Source organism: Comamonas testosteroni (genome assembly GCF_030505195.1).
Classification (GTDB): domain Bacteria; phylum Pseudomonadota; class Gammaproteobacteria; order Burkholderiales; family Burkholderiaceae_C; genus Comamonas; species Comamonas testosteroni_G.
Map to the genome: position 1 here is coordinate 3,634,103 of NZ_CP129672.1, position 23,537 is coordinate 3,657,639.

Annotated in this window: 24 protein-coding genes; 11 read left to right on the forward strand and 13 right to left on the reverse strand. The window is 61.4% G+C overall.

Annotated features, from left to right (window positions below; all coding sequences use genetic code 11):
- Positions 1-53: 53 nt before the first annotated feature.
- Positions 54-329, forward strand: a complete 276-nt coding sequence (locus QYQ99_RS16700) for a metal/formaldehyde-sensitive transcriptional repressor (RefSeq protein ID WP_003075449.1) — start codon at positions 54-56, stop codon at positions 327-329.
- Positions 330-368: 39 nt separating this feature from the next.
- Here the strand turns inward: QYQ99_RS16700 and QYQ99_RS16705 are convergent, their stop codons facing one another.
- Genes QYQ99_RS16705 through QYQ99_RS16735 form a run of 7 tightly spaced genes read right to left on the reverse strand, consistent with a single transcriptional unit; the run spans position 369 to position 9,782 of the window.
- Positions 369-644, reverse strand: coding sequence for a hypothetical protein (locus QYQ99_RS16705; RefSeq protein ID WP_302089194.1), 276 nt, complete (start codon positions 642-644; stop codon positions 369-371).
- A gap of 57 nt (positions 645-701) precedes the next feature.
- On the reverse strand, positions 702-4,952 hold the full coding sequence (locus QYQ99_RS16710; RefSeq protein WP_302089195.1) for a translocation/assembly module TamB domain-containing protein: 4,251 nt from the start codon (positions 4,950-4,952) through the stop codon (positions 702-704).
- Positions 4,953-4,954: 2 nt separating this feature from the next.
- Positions 4,955-6,862, reverse strand: coding sequence for an autotransporter assembly complex protein TamA (locus QYQ99_RS16715; RefSeq protein WP_437439044.1), 1,908 nt, complete (start codon positions 6,860-6,862; stop codon positions 4,955-4,957).
- Positions 6,863-6,866: 4 nt separating this feature from the next.
- The gene (locus QYQ99_RS16720; RefSeq protein WP_053281880.1) at positions 6,867-8,054 is read right to left on the reverse strand and encodes a vWA domain-containing protein; all 1,188 of its coding nucleotides are present in this window, start codon (positions 8,052-8,054) and stop codon (positions 6,867-6,869) included.
- Between the two features lie 18 nt (positions 8,055-8,072).
- Positions 8,073-8,675 (reverse strand): GNAT family N-acetyltransferase, encoded by a 603-nt coding sequence (locus tag QYQ99_RS16725; protein ID WP_302089197.1) that lies wholly within the window; start codon positions 8,673-8,675, stop codon positions 8,073-8,075.
- 11 nt (positions 8,676-8,686) lie between these two features.
- Positions 8,687-8,908 (reverse strand): hypothetical protein, encoded by a 222-nt coding sequence (locus QYQ99_RS16730; RefSeq protein WP_302089198.1) that lies wholly within the window; start codon positions 8,906-8,908, stop codon positions 8,687-8,689.
- Positions 8,909-8,939: 31 nt separating this feature from the next.
- Positions 8,940-9,782 carry an AAA family ATPase gene (locus QYQ99_RS16735; protein ID WP_034366252.1) on the reverse strand — a complete coding sequence of 281 codons (843 nt, stop codon included), beginning with the start codon at positions 9,780-9,782 and terminating at the stop codon, positions 8,940-8,942.
- A 116-nt stretch (positions 9,783-9,898) separates the two neighbouring features.
- On the opposite strand from QYQ99_RS16735, the gene QYQ99_RS16740 reads away from it, so the two are divergent.
- Entirely contained in the window at positions 9,899-10,561 is a 663-nt protein-coding gene (locus QYQ99_RS16740) for a c-type cytochrome (protein WP_302093199.1), read from the forward strand.
- Positions 10,562-10,719: 158 nt separating this feature from the next.
- Here QYQ99_RS16740 and QYQ99_RS16745 read toward each other — a convergent pair whose 3' ends face one another.
- Both QYQ99_RS16745 and kefC read right to left on the reverse strand, forming a co-directional pair.
- Positions 10,720-11,172, reverse strand: coding sequence for a DUF1841 family protein (locus QYQ99_RS16745; RefSeq protein ID WP_302093200.1), 453 nt, complete (start codon positions 11,170-11,172; stop codon positions 10,720-10,722).
- A 16-nt stretch (positions 11,173-11,188) separates the two neighbouring features.
- Complete coding sequence (kefC, locus tag QYQ99_RS16750) at positions 11,189-13,081, reverse strand: glutathione-regulated potassium-efflux system protein KefC (RefSeq protein WP_302089199.1); 1,893 nt, start codon at positions 13,079-13,081, stop codon at positions 11,189-11,191.
- Positions 13,082-13,285: 204 nt separating this feature from the next.
- Here kefC and QYQ99_RS16755 point away from each other — a divergent pair, with 204 nt between their 5' ends.
- Together QYQ99_RS16755 and QYQ99_RS16760 are read left to right on the forward strand one after the other, a co-directional pair.
- A complete protein-coding gene (locus QYQ99_RS16755; RefSeq protein ID WP_034366236.1) occupies positions 13,286-13,918 on the forward strand; it encodes a LysE family transporter in 633 nt (210 codons plus the stop codon).
- A gap of 132 nt (positions 13,919-14,050) precedes the next feature.
- Positions 14,051-14,515 carry a MaoC family dehydratase gene (locus tag QYQ99_RS16760; RefSeq protein ID WP_302089200.1) on the forward strand — a complete coding sequence of 155 codons (465 nt, stop codon included), beginning with the start codon at positions 14,051-14,053 and terminating at the stop codon, positions 14,513-14,515.
- 102 nt (positions 14,516-14,617) lie between these two features.
- On the opposite strand, the gene QYQ99_RS16765 is transcribed toward QYQ99_RS16760, so the two are convergent.
- The 3 genes from QYQ99_RS16765 to QYQ99_RS16775 all read right to left on the reverse strand — a co-directional run bounded on the left by QYQ99_RS16765 (position 14,618) and on the right by QYQ99_RS16775 (position 16,385).
- Positions 14,618-14,992, reverse strand: coding sequence for a DUF4148 domain-containing protein (locus QYQ99_RS16765; RefSeq protein WP_302089201.1), 375 nt, complete (start codon positions 14,990-14,992; stop codon positions 14,618-14,620).
- 87 nt (positions 14,993-15,079) lie between these two features.
- On the reverse strand, positions 15,080-15,574 hold the full coding sequence (trmL, locus tag QYQ99_RS16770) for a tRNA (uridine(34)/cytosine(34)/5-carboxymethylaminomethyluridine(34)-2'-O)-methyltransferase TrmL (protein ID WP_158393307.1): 495 nt from the start codon (positions 15,572-15,574) through the stop codon (positions 15,080-15,082).
- Between the two features lie 70 nt (positions 15,575-15,644).
- On the reverse strand, positions 15,645-16,385 hold the full coding sequence (locus QYQ99_RS16775) for a ComF family protein (RefSeq protein WP_302089202.1): 741 nt from the start codon (positions 16,383-16,385) through the stop codon (positions 15,645-15,647).
- 90 nt (positions 16,386-16,475) lie between these two features.
- Between QYQ99_RS16775 and QYQ99_RS16780 the strand changes: the two genes are divergently transcribed.
- The 7 genes from QYQ99_RS16780 (at position 16,476) to QYQ99_RS16810 (ending at position 23,151) form a co-directional block, all read left to right on the forward strand.
- Positions 16,476-17,384: a class I SAM-dependent methyltransferase gene (locus QYQ99_RS16780; RefSeq protein ID WP_302089203.1), complete on the forward strand. Its 909-nt coding sequence runs from the start codon at positions 16,476-16,478 to the stop codon at positions 17,382-17,384.
- A 579-nt stretch (positions 17,385-17,963) separates the two neighbouring features.
- Complete coding sequence (coxB, locus tag QYQ99_RS16785; protein ID WP_302089204.1) at positions 17,964-19,538, forward strand: cytochrome c oxidase subunit II; 1,575 nt, start codon at positions 17,964-17,966, stop codon at positions 19,536-19,538.
- A gap of 34 nt (positions 19,539-19,572) precedes the next feature.
- Positions 19,573-21,216, forward strand: a complete 1,644-nt coding sequence (gene ctaD, locus QYQ99_RS16790; protein ID WP_034366217.1) for a cytochrome c oxidase subunit I — start codon at positions 19,573-19,575, stop codon at positions 21,214-21,216.
- A 10-nt stretch (positions 21,217-21,226) separates the two neighbouring features.
- Positions 21,227-21,337, forward strand: a complete 111-nt coding sequence (locus QYQ99_RS16795) for a cytochrome oxidase small assembly protein (protein ID WP_232538029.1) — start codon at positions 21,227-21,229, stop codon at positions 21,335-21,337.
- A 35-nt stretch (positions 21,338-21,372) separates the two neighbouring features.
- Positions 21,373-21,987, forward strand: a complete 615-nt coding sequence (locus QYQ99_RS16800) for a cytochrome c oxidase assembly protein (protein ID WP_302089205.1) — start codon at positions 21,373-21,375, stop codon at positions 21,985-21,987.
- Positions 21,984-22,181, forward strand: a complete 198-nt coding sequence (locus QYQ99_RS16805) for a DUF2970 domain-containing protein (RefSeq protein WP_003051791.1) — start codon at positions 21,984-21,986, stop codon at positions 22,179-22,181. The genes QYQ99_RS16800 and QYQ99_RS16805 overlap by 4 nt, the downstream gene beginning before the upstream one ends.
- Before the next feature lie 88 nt (positions 22,182-22,269).
- Positions 22,270-23,151 (forward strand): cytochrome c oxidase subunit 3, encoded by an 882-nt coding sequence (locus QYQ99_RS16810; RefSeq protein ID WP_302089206.1) that lies wholly within the window; start codon positions 22,270-22,272, stop codon positions 23,149-23,151.
- A gap of 131 nt (positions 23,152-23,282) precedes the next feature.
- Here QYQ99_RS16810 and QYQ99_RS16815 read toward each other — a convergent pair whose 3' ends face one another.
- A complete protein-coding gene (locus QYQ99_RS16815) occupies positions 23,283-23,525 on the reverse strand; it encodes a twin transmembrane helix small protein (protein WP_302089207.1) in 243 nt (80 codons plus the stop codon).
- Positions 23,526-23,537 lie beyond the last annotated feature (12 nt).

Below are 23,537 nucleotides of genomic sequence, written 5' to 3' on the forward strand. Positions count from 1 at the left end.
TACTCTACCCCAGTATATTTTCCATACCGACATGAGGACTACAATTCCTACCTATGTCGCATACCGTTTCGAATCAAAAGCCATTGCTCGCGCGCATTCGCCGTATCAAGGGGCAGACACAGGCTCTTGAGCGAGCTCTGGAAGAAGGGCAGGACTGTGCCGTGGTGCTGCAGCAACTGGCGGCTGTGCGCGGGGCCGTCAATGGTTTGATGCTGGAGCTGCTCGAAGGCCATGTGCGCGAGCATCTGGGGGCCGAGGCCGCGACGGCCGAGCAGCGTGAACAGGATCTGGAGCTGGTCGTGAAGGTGCTGCGTTCCTACGTCAAATAAGGCGTGGCAGCAGGCCGCTGAGGGCCTGAATAAAGTGGATCAAGACCGTAACTGCGCAACCAGATCATTGATGAATGGCTGTATCCCAGGATGCTTGCGTAGCCATTCCCTGCCCAGAAATTCTTCGATCGACTGCTGCTGCAGCCCGAGGCCGGGCCGGCCAGCCGATGCGGCCACAAGCAAGTCATGAGCGCGGTTCATGACCTGCTCGCTGTCTGCGGCCGCAGGCTCACCCAGTTCCAGCATCCATTCCTGCTGGATGCGGAGTATGAGCTTGCCTGCGGCTTGCTCAAGCGCTGTGCGGCTGCGTGGCATCGCAGGATTGATAGCTGTTATCGCATGCCAGCAAGGGGATGAAGGCAGCTCTCATGCTTAGTCCTTGCGAACGGTATAGACGATGTCCATGGCGCTGGTCATGCCGGTCTGTGCGCGCAAAGTGACGCTGCGCGACAGGTCGTAGAAGATGTAGATGATGCCCATGGCTCCCGACAGGCTCTGCTCGTAGGTCAGGTAGAGCTTGTCCGAGATGCGCTTGCCCATGGTCAGCGCCGCACCTGCTGCATCCGTGCCATCGCCGCCGCCCTTGAATCCGACTTCATCGAGCCCCAGGCTGCCCGCAATCTTGCCGCTGGAGCTGTTGCCGCCAGCCAGCAGGGCCATGGCGGCCTGCTGGAGCAAGGCGCTGCTGGCCCCGCCGGAGGCAGGGTCGCGGCCCATGACTACCCAGGAGAGCTTTTCCGCGTCAGGCAGGGCTGGGTCCGAGTACAGCAGCACGCGTGGCGAACTGGCCGTGCCTAGTACTTGCACGCCGGCCTTGACGGCAATATTCGGGCGCAGCGCCAGTATGTCCAGCGAGGGGTTGTTATAGGGACCGTTGAAGCGAATCAGGCCGGTTTCCACATTCAGCGACTGGCCCCAGGCGCGGTAGCGACCTTGCTCGGTACGGATTTCGCCAGTCACGCTGGGCGGGCCGCCGATGTAGCTGGCACCTCGCACTTCGAGCTGGCCCAGCAGCCGCGTGGTGATGCCAAATCCTTGCAGCGCAAAGTCACGGCCCATGTCGAGCTTGACGAGAATGTCGGGCACCTTGCGCGGAGTGGCGCGGGCCTGCTCCTTGCGGGCCTGTTGCTCGCTACGTCGGCGTTCTTCCTCTTCGGCCTTGCGCGATGCCGCCGAGCGCACGACCACATCCTTGTCCAGCGATGGTGCGGATTCCTCGGGCAGGATGATGGAGGCTCTGTCGACCGTCAGGTCGCCGCGCAGCGTGAACTGGCCTCGCTCCAGTCGGGCCTGCAGATCGCCGGAGACGCTGACCTGACGATCGGCGCGCACCAGGACCTGCAGCTTGCTGGCCCTGGCCTGCAGATTCATGCTCAGACCTGATTCGCCTCCCGCACCCGGTGGTGTGAACTGGGCATAGCCCGAGCCGGTAAGCTGGCCGCCGTCTTCGGGAGCTCGGGTCAGATTGCCGCTATAGCCCAGAATGCGCGCCTGGCTGCCCTTGCCGCCCTTGAGGCGCAGTTCGGTGATGTCCAGCCTGGTGCCTTGCAGCTTGGCGCGCAGAATGCCGTCGCGCAGGTCCACGCCATCGAGCAAGGACGCGATGTTGAGCCCATCGGCCTTGATATCGCCCTGCCACTTTGGGTCCTGCAAAGTGCCGCTGATGCTGGCATCCGCCGCCAAGCTGCCCTGAATGCGCCAGCCTGGTGGCGCAAACAAGGACCACAGTCCCATATCGGGCATATTGGCGTGCAACTGACCGGACAGAGGCGCCGTGGCGGGCAGCGACCAGCCGTCTTTCTGGTAGCTGAGCTGGGTGCGCAGGTCGGCACTGAGCTTGCCTGCGCGCTCGCTGTCCCAGAGCAGTTTGGCGTTGACCTGGCTGCCCTGAGCCTGCACGTTGAGGCGTATGTCCTTGATGCGCGAGCGCATGCCTGCGCCGCCGATCTGGCGCGTGCGTGTGCCGCCAGCGCGTTTGGCAGTGGGGCCGGTGGTCTGGATGACGGTGGTGCTGGAGCCATCGTCCACCGCCAGCCGCAGATCACCTGCGGCGCGCTCGACCGTGAGATCGGCCTTGAGATCCTTGCCCAAGGTGTCTAGGTTCCAGCGCGCGTTGAAGCTCAGGTCGCCGGAAATCCCTGCGGCCTCCAGTGGCGGATCGTCATCGCCAAGGCTGAAGGCATCGACCCAGGCCAGTGGAATTCCAAGCGCCTGTCCTGAGCTGCGCACACCCCATTGGCCGCTGGTGGAACGGGTGACGGAGCTCGCTTCCCATGCCAGCTGGGCGGGGGGCAGCGGCTCGCTGCTGGTACGTCTGAGGCCCAATTTCGGGGGCGTGATCTGCAGCTTGCCGGCGCTGAGTTGATAGACGGTGCTGAGCACCGTGCTGCCGCTGGTGCGCTGCTTGATCTGAACGGGAGCGCCAGCTTGCAGCTGTACGACCCAGGGGCCGGGCTTGTTCTTGTCGGGAGTGAGCTGGGCTTGCAGCTTTTCCAGACTGGCCTGCCAGTCCAGCGGTGCCATGCCCTTGCCGCCGGCCAGGCCGGCCTGCAAAGCGGTGTCGAGCTGAATGCTCTTGCCTGCTTGCTGGGCCTGTGCGGTCAGGCCGACCCTGGCATTTTCGGGGCTGCCGTCAATGCTCAATGCCAGCGCAGGCAGGACGGCGCTCTGTTCGGCTGCGGTGCCGGCGGGCAGATAGCGAATTTTCTCGGCGCGCAGCTTGGCCTGAATCTGCAAGCCACTGGCGGGAATGGCCGCGCCATGGGGAGCGCTCAGGCGCTTGAGCAGATTTTCCCAACCGCCCTTCAAGGCCAGTTGCAGATCTGCGCTGCCATCGAGTTGCGCGCCGCCCAGCGGATCCTGGACGCCCGGCAGCTTGCGCAGCCATTGCGTGAGCGTGCTCATGGAGCTGAGCTGCAGCTGGCTTTGGACAACGCCGCTGGCAGGACCCATCTGTCCTTCAATGCTCAGCTGCGCACCGGGTGCAGCGGCCTTGAGTCGAGCCCTGGCCTGCTGGGTTTCTGTGTTGAATTCCACAGACGTGGCATCGATGCTGGCCTGCAGGGCTTCCAGCTGCAGCTTTTCCAGCTGCAGCAGCGGGGCCTGCCACTGGCCTTTGGCGGCCAGTGTCTGAATGCGCAGCGCCTTGCTGTCGCGCTTGGCGCTCGCCGCCTTCAGATTGGCGGCAAACACAATCTTGCTGGCAGCGGCATCGCCGCTGCCAGGCTCGGCTTGAACAGCCTTTGCTCTGATTTCGCCTTCCACAGGGGCGGCTTCCATCGTGCTGTAGAGATCGGCCGGGTTGAGCTGTTCCACGGTGGCCAGACCTTCAAACAACCGGGTGCTCGGTGTGAACTGACCGCCGAGTGCGATGTGGCCCTTGCCGATCTGGATACGGGAGTCGTTCACCTGCCATTGCTGGCCGTCGAAATGGACTCTGGCCATCAGCTCGGCCACGGGCAGGCGTTGCCGGTCCCAGGGGCCGGGCAGCGCGTTGCTGAAGCTGGTGCTCAGGTTCCAGGGCTGAGCCTCCAGGTTCGCAGCTGCAGCTACCGTTTCGTCGGGGCCGGCCTGCAATTGGCCGGTCAACAGGGTGCGCGGTCCTTGAGGCCAGAATGCCGAGATATCGAGATTGCGGAGCTGGGCCTTGGCAGCCAGCAGCGGCTGACTGCGCCAGGGCATGATGCTGGCCGCCACATCCGCCTGCATGGGGAGGGGATCTGCAGCTGGCCCGGAATTCGAGCCTGAGGGCTGCCGATTGCTGTTCTGCTCGGGGGCAAGATCTGTGTTGCCTTGACGGTCTGCGCCGGAGCCGGAGGTCTCGGCGCTGGCATTGGCGTTGGCTTTGATCTCAAGCCTGGCCGCTTCGGTGGCCAGCGTGCCTTCGGCTGTCACCCTGGCCTGCACGGCGATGGTGCTGGGGGTCTCATCGCTTTTGTCCAGCGGGTTGGGCACTTGCACATCGCCTGTTGCTTCGGCCTGCAAGGCCATGGGTGCAGCGCCCTGCAACTTCAGCTGCGCCTGGTAGGCTCCCTGGGCAAAGCGCAGGCTGCTGACTTTGAGTTCATGGTCTGTGCCCGTGTATTCATAGCGACCGCGCAGGTCCTGCACCACGGCTTCGGGCGGGCCTTGCCAGATGATCTGATCGACCTTGAAGGGCAGCTCTATCTTCACCGGCAGGGTCAGCGACTTCAGCGGTTCGCTGGCGGGTTTGTCGGGGTCGGGGGTGCTGGAAATGTGCAACTCGGCAATATGAACCTCGCCCAGCTTGAGTGTGCGCGACAGCAGCAAAGGCCTGAACTGCCAGCCGATCTGAGCTTCCCTCACTTCGACCTTCATGGTCGGGCTTTGCCATTGCAGCCATCCGATGCGGCCGCCGTTCTTGACGCTGCCAGTGACCTCTTTGGCGACCAGGGACTGGTCTGCGGGCATCCAGCCGGCCACACGCTGCAGCGTTTGGTTGAGCGAGTCGTCCTTGCCAATCCACCACAGCAGGCTGCCAAGCGCCAGCACCAGGGCGAGCAGGGTCGCTGCAAAGGTCCAGCCCAGCGCACGTAGCCAGCGGCGGCGTTTGAGAGGCGAAGAGGAGGCCTTGGTGGGAGGGGAGGTGTTTTGTTCTGCCATGCTTAAAACGTGAAGCCCAGACGCAGGTGCAGGCGCAACTGCTGCTCCTGTGCGCCCCAGGCGAGATCTGCTTGAATTGGGCCGACCGGGCTTTTCCAGCGAATGCCGGTGCCAAAACCGACGCGGGTGTAGATGCGGTTGATGTCATCGCCCACGGTGCCGGCATCGATGAAGACGGCGTGCTCGAAGTCCTGCGTATTGCCCTTGATGGTGATGGGCCGTTGCCACTCCACGCTGCCCATGGCCAGATAGCGGCCCGCAATCACACGGCCGTTGTCGGTGCGAGCGCCAATCGATTGATAGCCGTAGCCGCGCACCGTGTTGTCGCCACCCGTCAGAAACATGATGGTGGTGGGCAGATCCACATCTTTCTTGGCCATGACGGCGCCGATTCCCGCCTTGAGCTGCAGGCGGCTGTGGCGCCTGGTTTCCTCGTCACGCTCGCCCAGCGGTATCAGGCTGAGCCAGCGCCCAGTCAGGCGCCCGAACGGCGAGCGCTGCGGCGTCAGCGTGGTGCCGGCACCAGCCTCCAGGGCCAGGCCGAAGCCCGAGGTAGGCAGCAGATTGTTGTCGAAATAGCGAGCCGTCCAGCCATAGTTGGCCAGCAACGAGGAGGCACCGGGCGGCGCGCCTGCTCCCTGGGTCTTGGCGTAGTCGTACTGCAGGTACATATTGCGCTCTATGCGGTCTTCGGCCTTGGAGCGGCCAAAGCGCATCTGCGCACTGTTGGTGTAGAAGTCGCCTGCAGGCGCACGCTCGAGCTTGCCGCTGGCAAACCAGCGCCAGAGATCCTCTCCGGGAAGGCCGACCAGTTGCGTGGAGATCAGCGGGTTTTTCCTGTCCAGCTGTAGCTTGCTGACGGCACGCCAGTTCAGACCGGGCACCTTGTTGTAAGTGTGATCGATGGACAGGCGCGGTCCGGTGTCCGTGCTCAGGCCCACACCGAACACCCATTTCTGCAGCTTGGCTTCGCGCACCTTGGCAATCACGGGCGAGGTGATGGCTGCCCCCTGATTCTTGCGCTGCTCGTCGCGCTCTGCTTCGGTCGCGGCCTGTTGCGGCGAATCGGCCAGGGAGAGAAATACCGAGTCGTAATAGCCGCTGCTGACCAGGCGCTGCTGCGCATCGAGCATGCTTTGCAAGTCATATTCCTGACCTTCCGGCAGGCGCGCGATACGGGCCGTGCGCACCGGGTCGTAACGCTCGGCACCATCGATCTGCAGCGGACCGAACGTATAGGCAGGGCCGGGGGCATAGCTCACGCTGACTTGGGCCTGGTTGGTGTCTGCATCTACATCGGCCAGACTGCTATCGATGCGTGCCAGCGGGTAGCGGCGCTTTTGCAGCTCCTTGAGACCACCGCTCTTGGCGCTGCTCCAGGCCGATTGCGAGAACTGTTCGCCGGCCTGCAGCGGCCAGGTTTCCTCGATATGCAGGCGCTGTGAGGTTCCCAGCTCGTCGCTGGCATTGATGCCGGCAAAACGCACTTCGGATTTCTCAATGATGGTGGGTGGGCCCGGATCGACCTTGACCACCACTTTGCGCGGCGCTTCCTCCTCGGGGGTATCGGTCAGCTCGACAGTCACCGTAGGGCTGAAATAGCCCAGGGTGCCTATCAGCTCGCGCACGTTGGCATCGGTCGCGCCCAGCAGGCGCGTCAGCTCGCGGCGCTGCAGATCGGGTTGGTGGCGAAAACGCTTGAGCTCAAGATGCTGCTCCAGCAGCGCACGGACTTGTTTTGGGGCATCGACTTCCAGCGTGAAGGCCGGCGGGCCGCTGGTATCGATGCCCATGGCTTCGGCTTCTTTGTCTTTGGGGGAAAGCAGGCTGCAGCCGCTGAGGAGCAAGGCGGCTCCCAAAAGCAAAGCCGGCCTCAAGGCCGGCTTTTTCAAGGGCAAGGTCTGGGGCATGCCCCTATTTTGACAGCATGCGCATGGCGTCTTCCAAGCCTTTGAGCGACAAAGGGTACATGCGGTCTCCCATCAACTGCTGAATGATGCTGATGCTCTGGCGGTACTGCCATACGCCCTGTGGCTCCGGATTGATCCAGGCAAAGTGCGGGAAGGCATTCGTCAGGCGCTGCAGCCACTCGGCACCGGGCTCCTCGTTCATGTACTCGACCGAGCCGCCGGGCTGCAGGATTTCATAGGGGCTCATGGTCGCGTCGCCGACAAAGATCAGCTTGTAGTCCTTGTTGTACTTGCGAATGATGTCCCAGGTCGGAAATTTTTCGGCAAAGCGGCGGCGGTTGTTCTTCCACATGAAGTCGTAGACACAGTTGTGGAAGTAATAGAACTCCAGATGCTTGAGCTCGCTCTTCACGGCCGAGAACAGCTCCTCCACGCGCTGGATATGCTCGTCCATGGTGCCGCCCACGTCCATGAGCAGCAGCACTTTCACATTGTTATGCCGCTCGGGAATCATCTTGATGTCGAGATAACCCGCATTGGCGGCCGTGGAGCGGATGGTGTCCGGCAGATCCAGCTCCAGCTCGCTGCCCTGGCGCGCAAACTTGCGCAGGCGGCGCAGAGCGACCTTGATGTTGCGCGTGCCCAGCTCCTGGGTGTCGTCATAGTCGCGGTAGGCTCGCTGCTCCCAGACCTTGACGGCGCTCTTGTTGCGGCCCGGCCCGCCAATGCGGATGCCCGCCGGGTTGTAGCCGCCATGACCGAAGGGGCTGGTGCCGCCCGTACCAATCCATTTGTTGCCGCCTTCGTGGCGCTCCTTTTGCTCCTCCAGACGCTTCTTGAGCGTCTCCATCAGCTCGTCCCAGCCCATGGCTTCGATCTTGGCCTTGTCCTCGGGGCTGAGCTCGCGCTCCAGAAGCTTTTGCAGCCAGTCCTGCGGAATTTCCTTGCTCAAGTCGGCCAGCATCTCCACGCCCTTGAAATAGGCGGAAAAAGCGCGGTCGTACTTGTCGTAGTGCTTCTCGTCCTTGACCAGAATGGTTCGGCCCAGGTGATAGAAGTCGTCCAGGCTCCAGCGATCCTCGCTCTTGGGGCCGATGATGCCCGCGTCCAGTGCTTCCAGCAGAGCCAGAAACTCCTTGACCGACACAGGCAGTTTGGCGGCACGCAGGGTATAGAAGAAATCGATCAGCATGAAAAATGCCTCCAGCGCTTATGCAGCGGGTGCATGCTGCTCCAGCAGGTAGAGCAGTTGTGCACGGGCTTCAGGCCATTCGCCGCTGCGCATGCTGTACATCACGGTGTCGCGAATCGTGCCGTCGCGGCGCAGCGCATGGCCGCGAATCACGCCATCCTTCTTGGCTCCCAGCCGCTCGATGGCGCGCTGGCTGGCGAAGTTGAAGTTGTCTGTGCGCCAGCCCACCACATGGCAGCCCAGCGTACCGAAGGCATGGGCCAGCAGCAGCAGCTTGGCCGAGGTGTTGACATGGGTGCGCTGCACGCTTTTGGCATACCAGGTGTAGCCAATCTCCACACGGCGAATGGCGGGCACGATGTCGTGATAGCTGGTGGTTCCCAGCACCTTGCCGCTGGCATCGTCAAGCACGGCGAATGCAAAGCGGTGGCCTTGGTCGCGGCCCAGCAGCGCGGTCTCGATATAGCTGCGCACCTCGCCAGGTTCGGGCACGGAAGTCACGCGAATCTTCCACAGCTCTCCATCGGCAGCGGCTGCGGCGAGGCCCGTCTCATGGCTCAGGTCCAGCGGCTCCAGCCGCACGCCGCGGTCGCGCAAAGTCACGGTTTCTACAAAAGTCATGGCTTGCTCACTCAAAGAGGTTTGCGCTTGCTGCGCCAGAATCGGGCCAGCTTGAGACCCAGTCCTCCACCCAGACCCACCATGGCGATGGCGGCAATGCTGCCAGCGCCATAACCCTGGGCGAACAGATCCAAGCCCAGTACATTGGACAGGCCCCAGCCCAGCAGGGCGCCGCCCACAAAGCCGACGGCGTCGGAGCCGCCTTCCAGCAGCAGTTGTTGTGCGGTGCTCATGGGCTGTGTCTCCTCGGTTTTTGATGTCGGCTCAGCGATTGCGCTGGTTCATGAAGACCAGCTTTTCAAACAGGCTCATATCCTGTTCGTTCTTGAGCAAGGCGCCAACCAGGGGGGGCACGCTGACCTTGCCTTCCTCGGATTGCAGGGCCGATGCAGGAATTTCCTCGGCGACCAGCAGCTTGAGCCAGTCGATCAGCTCGCTGGTCGAAGGCTTTTTCTTGAGGCCGGGCAGATTGCGCACATCGTAGAAGACCTTCATGGCCGCGTTCAGCAACTCGCCCTGCAGCTTGGGGAAGTGCACGGCCACGATCTGGCGCATGGTGTCGGCATCGGGGAACTTGATGTAGTGGAAAAAGCAGCGGCGCAAAAATGCGTCAGGCAGTTCCTTTTCGTTGTTCGAGGTGATGAAGACCAGCGGGCGGTGCTTGGCGCGGATCATCTCGTGGGTCTCGTAGCAATAGAACTCCATGCGATCGATCTCGCGCAGCAAGTCGTTGGGGAACTCGATGTCGGCCTTGTCGATCTCGTCGATCAGCAGGGCCACAGGGCGTTCCGCAGTGAAAGCCTGCCAGAGCACGCCCTTGACGATGTAGTTGTGAATGTCCTTGACGCGCTCGTCTCCCAGCTGTGAGTCGCGCAGACGGCTCACGGCGTCGTACTCGTAAAGGCCTTGCTGGGCCTTGGTGGTCGACTTGATGTGCCACTGCAGCAGTGGCATGTCCAGCGCCTGAGCCACTTCCTCGGCCAGCATGGTCTTGCCCGTGCCGGGCTCGCCCTTGATGAGCAGAGGGCGCTGCAGGGTAGCGGCAGCGTTGACGGCCAGCATCAGATCTTGCGTGGCCACGTATTTGTCGGAACCTTGAAACTTCATGGGCGGTATCAGCGTAAGTATTGATAAGCGTGCGAAATTCTCACTGCCATAATCGTTTGCACTGCAGCAAGGCATTTGAGCACCCGTCTGAACTCTTGAAGGATTGTGCGCGCAAAATGATAAAAACTTGGACCACGGTATTGGCAGTAGTTGTCGCATCAGTGACCGGCGCGGCAAACGCCCAGGCTGTCAAGGGCGATGCAAAGGCCGGCGAAGGCAAGATCGCCATGTGCATAGGCTGTCATGGCATCGCCGGTTATCAGGCCAGCTTCCCTGAGGTTTACAAGGTGCCGATGATCGGCGGGCAGAACGAGGCCTATATCGTCTCGGCTCTGAATGCCTATAAAAAAGGCGAACGAAAACACCCTACCATGCGTGGCATTGCCGACTCGCTGAGCGAGCAGGACATGGCCGATGTGGCGGCCTTCTATGCAGGTCATGGCAAGGCCAAGGATGGCAAGGCCAAGGAGGCGAACCCTGCTGTCACGGCGCTGCTGCAAAAAGGTGCCTGCTTCTCCTGTCACGGTGAAGGATTTTCAAAACCCATTGACCCGTCCTATCCCAAGGTGGCAGGGCAGTATTCGGACTATGTTTTCCGCGCGTTGCAGTCCTATAGAACCGATGGCAATCCGCTCATCGGGCGCAGCAATGGCGTGATGGCCGGCATTGCCAAGCAGTTCAAGAGTGACGAACTGCAGCAGCTCGCCAAGTACATCGGTAGCCTGGACAGCGAGATGCAGGTAGTGGCGCAGCCGCACTTCCGCCTGGGCCAGAAATAGACCTTGTTTCAGAAAAAGCAAAAGCCCGTGAAGACGGGCTTTTGCTTTTTCTCAACTGGAGGTAGCTCAGGGGCCCTGTACCCGGGGCTTGGAGGATACAGAGCAGGAACCCACCTGCAGCGATTGTGTCATCTCCCCGCCGGAGGCTGCACAGCACATCAGGGGGTACTTTTAAAACTGCCGTCGGTGGTGGCCAGACGCTGAACTCCGGCGACATACGCCTCACCATCGGGCGGGCGTCCCGAGCGTTGGCTTTCCCAGAGCATCTGGCCCAGACATTCCATGGCGGCGTGATGGGCGTCATGCAGATCACGCTTTCTGGTCAACAGTTCCACGGCCTGGCGTATGCCGCGTGGCGAGTCCACGCTGCACTGCTCGCTGATGGACAGATGCATGGACAGGTGCAGAAACGGGTTGGTACGCTCGGTCTCCGCGTCGTAGTTACGCGCCACGGCGGCATCCACGTCGGAGAGCTCGTCGAAGTACTCGGGGTGCTCGTCTATCCACAGGCTGGCCAGCGTCTCGATGGCCTCCATGGGCGCGCCGCTGATCATCTTGGCGCGCACACTGCAAAAAAATCGCCGTACGTCGGCTTGACTCGGGTTGAACATGATGGCGCGCAGCGTATCACGGCTGCCGGGCATCAGCCGGACTGTGGTCTTGCTCGCTGGCCGGGATGGTATCCGGTGTCTCTGCGTTGCCAGCCAGGAGGTCGGCACGCTCCTTGGCCATTTGCTCCACCAGTTGCTGGCGGCCTTGCTTGGCCACCGCAATCAGCTGGTTCTTGTCCTTGTAGTGCGGGTACATGCGCTCGGCCAGTGCCAGATTGTGCTCCCTGAAGCGTGCCGTGATGCGTTTGGCCTCGGCCGGACTCTGACCTAACAGCTCCAGCACCGACTGGGCCGAGATCAGGCTGGACTCGAACACTTCACGCTGGGCATGCGCCACACCCAGGTCGCGCAGTTGGAACCAGTGATTGAGATCCCGGGTGCGGGCCACGATCTCCAGGTTGGGGAAATGCTTGCGTACCTGGCTGGCTATCTTGAGGGACTGCTCGGGAGTGTCGACGGCAATCACCAGCACATGAGCCTTGGCTGCGCCTGCAATGCGCAGCAGATCCATGCGAGTGGCATCGCCGTAAAACACCCGGTGGCCATAGATCTGCGCGGCCTCCAGCATTTCCACGCTATGGTCCAGGATGGTCGGGCGTATGCCCTGAGCCAGCAACACGCGAGCCACGATCTGGCCGTAGCGGCCGAAGCCGGCAATGATGATGGGCGAGTCCTGAGGCTCGGAGATCTCTTCGGCCTTGTCGGAGCCGCATTCCTCATCCGTGATGGTGGAAAAGCGGCGCAGCAGCAGTTTGTCCAGCAGCACCAGCAGCAGCGGGCCCAACAGCATCGACAGAGCCACGGCCGCAACCAGCATGGACGAGACGCTGTGGCGAAACACCTTGTACTGCGCCGCCGTCTGAAACACCACAAAGGCGAATTCCCCGCCTTGTGCCAGCATCAGCGTGAACACCGGGCGTTCGCGCCAGGGAATCTGCATGAATTTGGCCAAGCCGAAGATCATCACTGCCTTCAGTGCAATAAAGCCCGTCACCATGGCGGCCATGGCCCAGGGAGACTGGAGGATGACGCCAAAGTCAATGCTCATGCCCACAGCCATGAAGAACAGGCCCAGCAGCAGCCCTTTGAACGGCTCGATATTGGTTTCCAGCTCGCTGCGGTATTCGCTGTCGGCCAGCAGCACGCCGGCAAGGAAGGCACCCAGCGCCATGGACAGGCCCACCTGTGTCATCAGCATGGCAATGCCTACGACCAACAACAAGGAAGTGGCGGTAAAGATCTCGGGGGTCTTGCTGCGCGCAATCCAGCGTAGCAGAGGTTGCAGCAGCAGGCGGCCGCCGATGATGACGGCGCCAATCGTGCCCACGGTCTTGAGAATGGCCAGCCAGACATGGCTGTCACCGTGGCTTGCATGGGCGGCCTTGTAAGCGCCGAGAATCGGAATCAGCGCCAGGATGGGGATGGCCGCCACGTCCTGGAACAGCAAGATGGAGAAGGCGGCCTGTCCGCTGGGAGTACGCATCAGATTGCGCTCGGCCATGATCTGCAGGCAGACAGCGGTAGACGACAGTGCCAGGCCCATGCCCGCAATCAGGCTGACGCGCCAGGACAGACCGAAGGCCCAGGCGGCCAGAAACAGAATGCCGGTGCAGACCACCATTTGCGCCATGCCCCAGCCAAAGATCGGTCGCCGCAGCTCCCAGAGGCGCTTGGGCTGCAACTCAAGTCCGATCACGAACAGCATCAGCACCACGCCAAATTCGGCAAAGTGCAGGATGTCGTCCACATTGCGCACCAGGCCAAAACCCCAGGGGCCCATGGCAATGCCGGCGCCCAGGTAGCCGATGATGGCTCCCAGGCCCAGGGCTCTGGCGATGGGGACGGCCAGAACCGCCGCCGTAAGATAGATGAAGCCGTAAGTCAGCCAGATGGGAGAGCCGTGTTCCATGGGAATGTTATGTGGTGTTAACCCTAGAAAGATTCCATTTTGGCACCCGCAGCCAGGCGTCAGATTTTTGACAGAAAGAAAAAAGGCACGAATGGTTATCTCGTGCTTATAGCGCCTGGTCAACCATGCGTCTGCAAGTTGACAGCGCAACTTTTAAGATAGGTGCTTTGTGACTGGCGCTGAAGATCGGCGTTTGGAGTGAGTATGGATCTGCACACCTGGTTTGCTTTTTTTGTGGCCTCCTGGATCATCGCGGTCTCCCCGGGGTCGGGGGCTGTGCTGTCCATGAGTCATGGCCTGTCCTACGGTGTGCGCAAGACCAGCGCCACCATCATGGGTCTGCAACTCGGGCTGCTGCTCATCTTGTTGATAGCAGGTGCCGGCGTGGGCTCGCTGCTCATGGCGTCCGAGTGGGCCTTCAATGCCGTCAAGATCGTGGGCGCTGGCTATCTGATCTATCTGGGCATCAGCCAGTGGCGTTCGGGCGGCTCGCCGCTGGCTGCGCAAGAGGCGGTGCCCGAGGCCAGTCTCAAAAAGCGCGTGCTGACGGGCTTTCTGACCAATGCCACCAATCCCAAGGGCATCATCTTCATGGTCGCCGTGCTGCCCCAGTTCATGACCACCAGCCGTCCTCTGGCCCCTCAGTTGGCCATTCTGGCCGTGACCATGCTGGCCGTGGACACCACGGTGATGCATAGCTATGCCGCAGGTGCCAGCGCCTTGCGTGGCCTGATGCGCAGCGCACGCGCCATGCGCAATCAGAACCGCGTGTTCGGCGGCCTGCTGATGGCCGTGGGCACAGGCCTGTTTTTTGTTCAGCGCTCCAGCGAAGCCTGAGCTGCTTTGAAAAGCATAGCTGCCAGCATATGAATACATTGAGCCAGCGGCATATTTGATCGACTCATCTAGGGTAAGCCCCTTGTCCCGCGTCAGACATGGCGCAGGGCAGGGGGCTTCTACATTGGGGGCATGAAAACCTTTCGCTCCTACTCCGAAGTGCTGGCCTCGATTGGGCAGGAAGTCGCCGTCAGCGACTGGATCACCATCACACAGGCCCAGATTCAAATGTTTGCTGATGCCACGGGCGATCAGCAATGGATTCATACCGATCCCGAGCGCGCAGCACAGGGGCCGTTCGGCGCGCCGATTGCCCATGGCTTTCTCACGCTGTCCCTGCTGCCTCAGTTTTTCGAAGGTACTTTCAAGATCGAAGGCGCCAAGATGGGGGTGAACTACGGGCTCAACCGTGTGCGCTTCATGGCCCCGGTGCCCGTCAACAGCCGCTTGCGGGCCCGCATGACATTGCAGGCGGCGGAGCGCATCGAGCCGGCCGGCATCCAGATGACCTGGCAGGTGACGGTGGAGCGCGAGGGCAGCGACAAGCCTGTGTGCGTGGCTGAGTCGCTGGCGCGCAGCTTTGGTGCTGCGGGCTGATTCGCGGCTTAATTTTCAAGCCATGAAAAAAGCCCCTTGGCTCGACCTTGGGGCTTTGTTATTGAGCCGCACCTTGCTCAGCAGGGTGCTGCGCAGAGGCCGTCATTCGCCATAGTTGTCCAGCAAACCGGCCTTGCCTGCGGCAATGGTTTCCTGGCGCACTTGCTCACGGCTGAGGTTGCTCGATTGCTGTTGCTGGGACAGAGGCAGATAGGCATCGCCAACGGGCTGCAGCTGACCCCTGGCCATGGCGTCCTGCACCTGGGCCTTGACCTGGGCACGGGTCAGGGTGGACTGAGAGGCCACTTCGAGAGGATAGTGATCGCCGGTGAATTCAAAGCCTGCGGCCTGTGCAGCGGCGGCGGACATGGCCAGGGTGGCAACGATGGCGAGGCGGTTGGCGTATTTCATGATTCGTCCTTTGGGTACATCGGGCCTGCAGTCCTGGCGGATATCGTCGGTCGGCTGCAAGTCCATGAGTCGTACTTTAGGACGATCTAATCGAGAGAAAAACCCCTTGTTGCGCAACTTATTGTTCCGAAAATAGAGACAATAAGCGGGAACTTAAAGAGCCGTCTTGGGCTCTGCAAGGGCAGCCCCCGCGAAGCCCTGCTGGCGCCAGGCTTCAAACACCGTCACGGCCACGGCATTGGAGAGGTTCAGGCTGCGCTGAGATGCCAGCATGGGCAGGCGCAGTCGCTGCTCGTTGGGGAACTGGGCGCGCACCTCGGGTGGCAGCCCCTTGCTTTCAGAACCAAAGACCAGCCAGTCGCCCGCCTTGAATTCCATGGCATGGGCCGGACTGCTGCTGTGCGTGGTCATGGCAAACATGCGCTCGCGCTGCGGCTGACAGGTTTCGAGGAAAACGTCCCAACTGGCGTGGCGGGCCACATTGGCGTACTCGTGATAGTCCAGTCCGGCGCGGCGCATATGCCGGTCTTCCATGGAAAAGCCCAGCGGCTCGATCAGATGCAGGCTGCAGCCCGTATTGGCGGCCAGACGGATGACATTGCCCGTGTTGGGAGGGATCTCGGGCGCCACAAGAACGATATGAAACATGGGGCGCTATTGTGCAGCCCGGCTTTTACCCACGCTGCCGCCTCCGCAGTTCCAGACTGGCGAATATGGGTCAAGGCGTGCGTGCCAGCACGATGGCGCTGACCGATGCCGCGCCAGCCGACAGCAAGCTGCCTGCCAGCGCATCCAGCGTGGCACCGGTGGTCATCACGTCGTCGAGCAGCAAAATCTCCCGTCCTTTCACCAGAGCCTGTCGAGCCGGGGCGAGGCTGAAAATGCCGCGTAGCTGGCGCAGTCTTTGTTCCCGGCTGGAGGCATGTTGGGGCAGCTCCAGATGTTGGCGTTGCACAGCCCCGCTCAGCAAGGGTAGGGGCCTGTCGTATTGCTCCGAGAGGGAGCGTGCCAGCAGCAGGCTGTGGTCAAAGCCGCGCTCGCGCACGCGCTGTGCGGAGGTCGGCATGGGCAGCAAGGCATCGCAGGCCCGCAACTGCTCCCTGACTTCGGGGTGACTGGCCATCAGCCTGCCCAGACTGCGCACCAACCCCAGATCGGCCTGAAATTTGTAGCGTGTGATGAGGTTTTGCCAGGGGTAGGCATAGTCCAGCGCGGCGGTGCAGCGCTTGAGTCGGGGTGGTTGCTTGAGGCAGTTGCCGCAGAGGCTGACCAGAGCGGGCAGCGGCAGGGCACAGCTGTGGCAGCGGTGCTTGTGCTGAGCCCAGCGTGCATGGCAGTCGCGGCAGATGCGTGGCCCCGGCCAGCGTCCACAGACTGCGCACTGGCTGGGCAAGGTATCCAGCCAACGCTGCTGCTGGCGGCGAAGGTTTGAAAGCCATGTCGCATGAAGGTCGGGCATGGAATCAATATACTCGCGCCGCATTGATCTTCACTCCGGCAGTTGGTGAGCGGCCCGCTTGCTCGACTCTCTGCCTGCTTTTGTCTGCCCATGTCCCACGTCCTGCCTCCAACAATTGATTCTGCAGCTGCAAACCATTGGCAAATGGCCGCTCCGGCCGAATCCCCCTGGTTGCACGAAGAAGTGGCCAGTCGCATGCAGCAGCGCCTGGACTGGATAGTGAAGCCGCCTGAGAAATGGTGCCACTGGGAGCCGGTTCGCGGCGGCATGCAGGCTCACCATCTGCTGCGCGAGCGCTATCCGCAGGCCGAATGCACGTTCTATGAACCCGTAGCCCGCCGCGAGGCCGTGGCCCAGGAAAAGCTTGGCAGCCGCTGGTGGCAGCTCTCGCGCTGGAAGGGGGCTGCCGTGCAGATGGGGGCGCCTGCAGATGCCAGCATGGACATGCTCTGGGCCAATATGCTGCTGCATACGGCCGCCGACCCGCAGACCCTGATCGAGCGCTGGCACAAGGCGCTCAAGGTCGACGGCTATGTCATGTTCTCCTGCCTCGGGCCGGATACGGTGCAGCAACTGCATCGGCTCTACGCTGAACTGGGCTGGGGCCCGGCAGGTCATACGTTTACCGATATGCATGATTGGGGCGACATGCTGGTGCATTCCGGCTTTGCCGAACCGGTGATGGACATGGAGCGCATCACCCTGACCTTTGCCACGCCGCAGCGTCTGTTGCAGGAGCTGCGCGAACTGGGCCGCAATCTGCACCCTGGGCGTTTTGCCGGCCTGCGCGGCCGTGGCTGGAAGGCCGAGCTGCTGCAGAAAATGGCGGAGCGCTGGGCCGACAAGCAGCCCGATGGCCAGCTCTCGCTGACCTTCGAGATCGTCTATGGCCACGCCTACAAACCGCAGCCCAAGCTGCGTCTGGAAGCCAACAGCGCCGTGTCGCTGCAAGACATGAAGGCCATGCTCAAGCAACCGCGCAACACGGGTTTGCGATAGCACATCTGTCGTTTTCCGGTCTTTGATTCGACACAAAGCTGCCTACAATTTCCCCAAGTTATTTCATAGATAGCAGCAATCCTTCGGGCTTCTCTCCTGCCTGAAGGAAAACAGACAGTGCGGTCCAAGCCGCCAGGGGAGATATCGGGTGTTTCGCTTTGCCAAGGGGACTGGCCAGCGGGTTCGACAGCGGCCGGTTTTCGCATTTCATCATCACCACAAGCCAGCCTTTTGCTGCGCTGATGCATCCCTGTGCCCGGCGGTTGTCGCGGTGCCGGGGCGTCCCATCTGCTCCCCTTCTGTCTTGGCTGCCAGGCCAGTTGCAGCCATGTCCGGCACTTGCCGTGAGATGCGCTTGCCAGTACGAGTTTCAAGTCCGGTCAGGCCCGCTTGCGCAAGGTCGATTGGCATGGGTTTCCGGTACATGCATTAGTGAATGCGCGCAGACAGTGCTATCAAATTCTGGGGCATGCTGCGTTGAAGTTCGCGAGGTAGTGTGAGTGTCACAGCCTTCTGGCCAGCCAAGGCAGAAGCGGTGTGAGCGAGTGGACAACTGAGGCTTAGAGGTAAGTGAAAACGATGAAAAACATTTCCACCAAGCTGGTTCCCTGGAGTATGGCCTTGGCGGCGTGGGGTAGTTCCATGGCCTATGCGGCGCAGGATCTGCCGGGAGGCCCTGCCGTCAACCAGCTCAATCTGCATCCGCCTGTGACACGCATTGCCGTGGAACAGCACTGGCTGCACTGGATGATGCTCATCATCTGCACGGTGATCTTCATCGCGGTGTTTGGGGTGATGTTCTATTCCATCTGGAAGCACCGCAAATCCCAGGGTGCCAAGGCCGCGAACTTCCATGAATCGGTCAAGGTGGAAGTGGCCTGGACGGTGGCTCCCTTCATCATCGTGATTCTGATGGCGTTGCCCGCCACCAAGGTGCTGGTGGCACAGAAGGACACGACCAATGCCGACCTCACCATCAAGGCCACCGGCTATCAGTGGAAGTGGGGCTATGACTATCTGAGCGGCGAGGGCGAAGGCCTGGGCTTTGTGTCCACGCTGGACAACGCCCAGCGCCAGATGTCCAACAGCGGCGATGTGAGCAAGGCGCCCAACGACTACCTGCTCAGGGTCGACAACCCGCTGGTCGTGCCCGTGGGCAAGAAGGTGCGCATCATCACCACGGCCAACGATGTGATCCACTCCTTCATGGTGCCGGCCTTTGGCATCAAGCAGGACGCGATTCCCGGCTTTGTGCGCGATACCTGGTTCAAGGCCGAGAAGACCGGCGACTACTACGGCCAGTGTGCCGAGCTGTGTGGCAAGGAGCATGCCTACATGCCCATCCATGTGAAGGTGCTGTCTGCCGAAGCCTACAGCGCCTGGGTGGCCGAAGCAAAGAAGAAGCTGGCCGCCAAGGCCGATGATCCGAACAAGGTCTGGGTGCTGGCCGATCTGGTGGCGCGTGGCGAAAAAGTCTATGCCGCCAACTGCGCTGCCTGCCACCAGGCCAATGGCAAGGGAGCCGGTCCCATCAAGCCGCTGGACGGCAGTCCCGTGGTGCTGGGCCCCACGGCCGACATGATGCACGCCGTGCTCGAAGGCCGCGCCAACGGTGCCATGCCGGCCTGGAAGCAACTGAGCGACACCGAACTGGCCGCAGTGGTGACCTTTGCCAAGAACCATTGGAGCAACCAGACCGGCCAGCTGGTGCAGCCCGCCCAGTTCGTGGCTGCGCGTGGCGGCAAGTTCCCTGAAGGCGGGGGTAGTGCTGCCCCCGCAGCTCCTGCTGCCGACTCTGCCGCCCCTGCGCAAGGTGCAGCCGCTGTTGCCAGCGACGCCGGCCCTTATCAAGTCTTTTTCGAGACCGGCAAGAGCGTGCTGGACGACAAGGCTCAGGTTGCGGTGAAGAAGGCGGCCGAGTACTGGAGTGCCCACAAGGACGGCAAGATTGCTCTGTCGGGCTTTGTGGACTCCACCGGCAACGCCGACAAGAACGCGGAGCTGGCCAAGGAGCGAGCCAAGGCGGTGGCCAAGCTGCTGGAGGACAGCGGCATTGCCGGTGACCGCATCGAGCTGCGCAAGCCCGAGACCATCACGGCTGCGGCAGGCGCGGACCAGCAGGCACGCCGTGTTGACATCACGGCCGCGAAGTAAGCCCCGGGTATAGAGATCGATTGGAGAAAAGAATATGAGCGCCGTAGTTCCTCCCGTCCACACCCACGAGGGCCATGGTCACGACCATGGGCATGACGACCATCACCACGCCATGCCGTCGGGCTGGCGCCGTTGGCTGTTTGCCACCAATCACAAGGACATCGGCACGATGTACTTGCTGTTCTCCTTCACCATGCTGATGGTGGGAGGCATTCTGGCCATGTTGATCCGTGCCGAGCTGTTCGAGCCCGGTCTGCAGATCGTCAATCCCGAGCTGTTCAACCAGCTCACCACCATGCACGGCCTGATCATGGTGTTCGGCGCCATCATGCCGGCCTTCGTGGGCTTCGCGAACTGGATGCTGCCGCTGCAGATCGGTGCGTCCGACATGGCGTTTGCGCGCATGAACAACTTCAGCTTCTGGCTGCTGATTCCTGCCGGCATCATGCTGGTGGGCTCGTTCTTCATGCCCGGTGGTGCGCCGGCGGCTGGCTGGACGCTTTATGCGCCGCTGACGCTGCAGATGGGTCCGTCCATGGACACCAGCATCTTTGCCATGCACATCATGGGCGCCAGCTCCATCATGGGCGCGATCAACATCATCGTCACCATTCTGAACATGCGTGCGCCCGGCATGACGCTGATGAAGATGCCGCTGTTTGCCTGGACCTGGCTGATCACCGCCTATCTGCTGATCGCCGTGATGCCGGTGCTGGCCGGCGCCATCACCATGACGCTGACCGACCGCCACTTCGGCACCAGCTTCTTCAATCCTGCGGGTGGCGGCGATCCGGTGATGTACCAGCACATCTTCTGGTTCTTCGGCCACCCCGAGGTCTACATCATGATCTTGCCGGCCTTCGGCATCGTCAGCCAGATCGTGCCCGCCTTCAGCCGCAAGAAGCTGTTTGGCTACACCTCCATGGTTTATGCCGTGGCGGCCATTGCCATCCTGTCCTTCATCGTCTGGGCGCACCACATGTTCACCACGGGCATGCCGGTCACGGGGCAGCTGTTCTTCATGTATGCGACCATGCTGATCTCCGTGCCCACGGCCGTGAAGGTGTTCAACTGGACAGCCACCATGTGGCGCGGCTCCATGAGCTTTGAAACCCCGATGCTGTTCGCCGTGGGCTTCATCTTCGTGTTCACCATGGGCGGCTTCACGGGACTGATACTGTCCATGGCGCCCATCGACATCCAGCTGCAGGACACCTATTACGTGGTGGCCCACTTTCACTATGTGCTGGTGGCCGGTTCGCTGTTCTCCATGTTTGCCGGCTATTACTACTGGTCGCCTAAGTGGACGGGCGTGATGTATTCCGAAACGCGCGGCCGCATTCATTTCTGGGGCTCGCTGATCTTCTTCAACATCACTTTCTTCCCCATGCACTTCCTGGGTCTGGCCGGCATGCCGCGTCGCTATGCCGACTACCCCATGCAGTTCGCCGACTTCAACATGATTGCCTCCCTGGGCGGTTTTGGCTTCGGCCTGATGCAGGTCTATTTCTTCGTGTTCGTCGTCTGGCCCGCGATGCGCGGTCACGGCGAAAAAGCGCCGCAAAAGCCCTGGGAAGCGGCCGAAGGCCTGGAATGGGAAGTGCCTTCGCCCGCTCCGTTCCACACCTTCGAGACGCCACCCAAGCTCGATGAAACCGCCACCAAGGTGATCGGCTGAGGAGGCGCGCATGACGACACAGGAGCAACGCAAGGCGAACCTGAGGCTGGGACTGATCCTTGCCTCCACGGCTGCCGTGTTCTTTATCGGCTTTGTGGTGAAGATGGCCTGGCTGCATTGAGCCAGCCCGATGGCAACTGAGTGGAGGAGCTTGAGGTGAGCATAGCCAAGGAAAACGCGAAGATGGTGGGCAAGCTGGCGATCGTTGCCCTGGGCATGTTTGCGTTCGGCTATGTGCTCATTCCCATCTACAAGCATATCTGCGAGCTGACGGGCATCAACATCCTGTCGCTGTCCGAAAAACAGGTGCCCGGTGCCGGCGTGGCGGGCCGCGACGTGAAGCTTCCGCCCAACAGCCAGATCGACACCAGCCGCACCATCACCGTGGAGTTCGATGCCAATGCACGCGGGCCCTGGGACTTCAAGCCGGCCAAGCGTTCGGTGCAGGTACACCCCGGCGAGCTCGCCACGGTGATGTATGAGTTTCAGAACGTGCAGAACCGTCGCATGGCGGCCCAGGCGATCCCTAGTTACGCACCACGCCAGGCTACGGCTTTCTTCAACAAGATGGAGTGTTTCTGCTTTTCGCAATACACGTTGGAGCCTGGTGAAAAGCGTGAATGGCCGGTGGCCTTTGTCATCGATCCGCGCATCTCCAAGGACGTGAAGACCATCACGCTGTCCTACACATTCTTCGAGGTGGGAGGCAAGACCCCCGCAGCACCCGAAGGCAGCACGGCTGCAGCCGTCACACAAGGAGGCAGCTCATGACGCAGGACGCAAAGAAGACCGGATTTTGGCGCAGCATTGTTGCCGTCGCCTGGGCCATGCTGGGCGTGCGCAAGGGCAAGGAGTACGAAAAGGATTTCGCCAGCATCACGCCGCTGCATGTGATTGCCGTGGGGCTGGTTGCGATTTTTGCCTTGGTATTAGCGTTGATATGGATCGTTAACCTGGTCGTTTAGCCTTGGCTGAAACAGGTGTGGCGAATGCAGTGCAAGTGATAGTGGAGCGTCGGTCAAAACAACGATCAACAGAGTCAGGAGCCGAGTGATGAGTGCAACCCCGCAGGGCGCAACCCCTTACTACTATGTGCCAGCCGAATCCAGCCATCCCGTGATGGCTGCCATAGGTCTGTTCTTTGTGATTCTGGGTGCAGGCACCTGGATCAATGGTCACGGATGGGGAATGTATTCCCTGTTCGTCGGTCTGGTCTGGTGGCTGTCCGTGCTGTTCGTCTGGTTCCGCGATGCAGCGCGCGAAAGCGAGGCCGGGCTCAACAGCCGCAAGATCGACCTGTCCTATCGCTGGAGCATGAGCTGGTTCATCTTCTCGGAGGTGATGTTTTTCGGGGCCTTCTTCACCGCGCTGTGGTGGGCGCGCGCGCACTCGGTGCCGGTGTTGGGCAGTCTGGCCAATGAGCTGCTGTGGCCCAACTTCCAGGCCGTGTGGCCCAGCGTGGCCCCCGGTACCACGGCGTCGCCCGCGAATATTGTCGAGCCCTTCAAGACGGTGGGCCCGTTCTGGCTGCCCACCATCAACACGGCGCTGCTGCTGACTTCGGGCGTGACGCTGACCATCGCCCACCATGCGCTGCAGGTCAACCACCGCGCGCGCTGCATCGGCTTCATGTGGGTGACGGTGATTCTGGGCTTTGTCTTCCTGTGCGTGCAGGGCTACGAGTACCACCATCTCTACAACGACTACAACCTCAAGCTCAACTCCGGCGTTTTCGGCTCGACCTTCTACATGCTGACGGGCTTTCACGGCTTCCACGTGCTGGTGGGCATGCTGATGCTGTTCTTCATCACCATCCGCCTGATGAAGGGCGACTTTACCGACAAGCACCACTTTGGCTTCGAAGGCGCGGCCTGGTACTGGCACTTTGTGGACGTGGTCTGGGTCTTTCTTTACATCCTCGTGTACTGGATGTAGGACTCTCAAAAATAGAAGCGTCTTGCGCAAGGTCAGCATGGATTTCAGCATCAAACAATGCTGAATTCCTTGAATGGAAAGCGCAAGGCGCTTTTGTTTTAGGAGCGCTGAAAAGCGCTGCACGAAAGCGGCTACTGCCCGGGCTGCCATCCCGTGGGCTGTATCCAGCCCAGCTTGGCCGCCATCAGAACGCAGAGAAATAATGCAATCGACAAAGCCACGCGAAGGGCCAGGGCGCGGAACATCTTGCGGCTGCGCTCGGCATCGTCGGCCTGCGAGCTTTCGCCGCCATCGCCCCTGCGCATCATGAAGAACAGCGCACTGCCAAGGCTCGCCAAAATGGCGAGAAAGGCGAGAATGATCACGAATTTCATGAACGGATTATC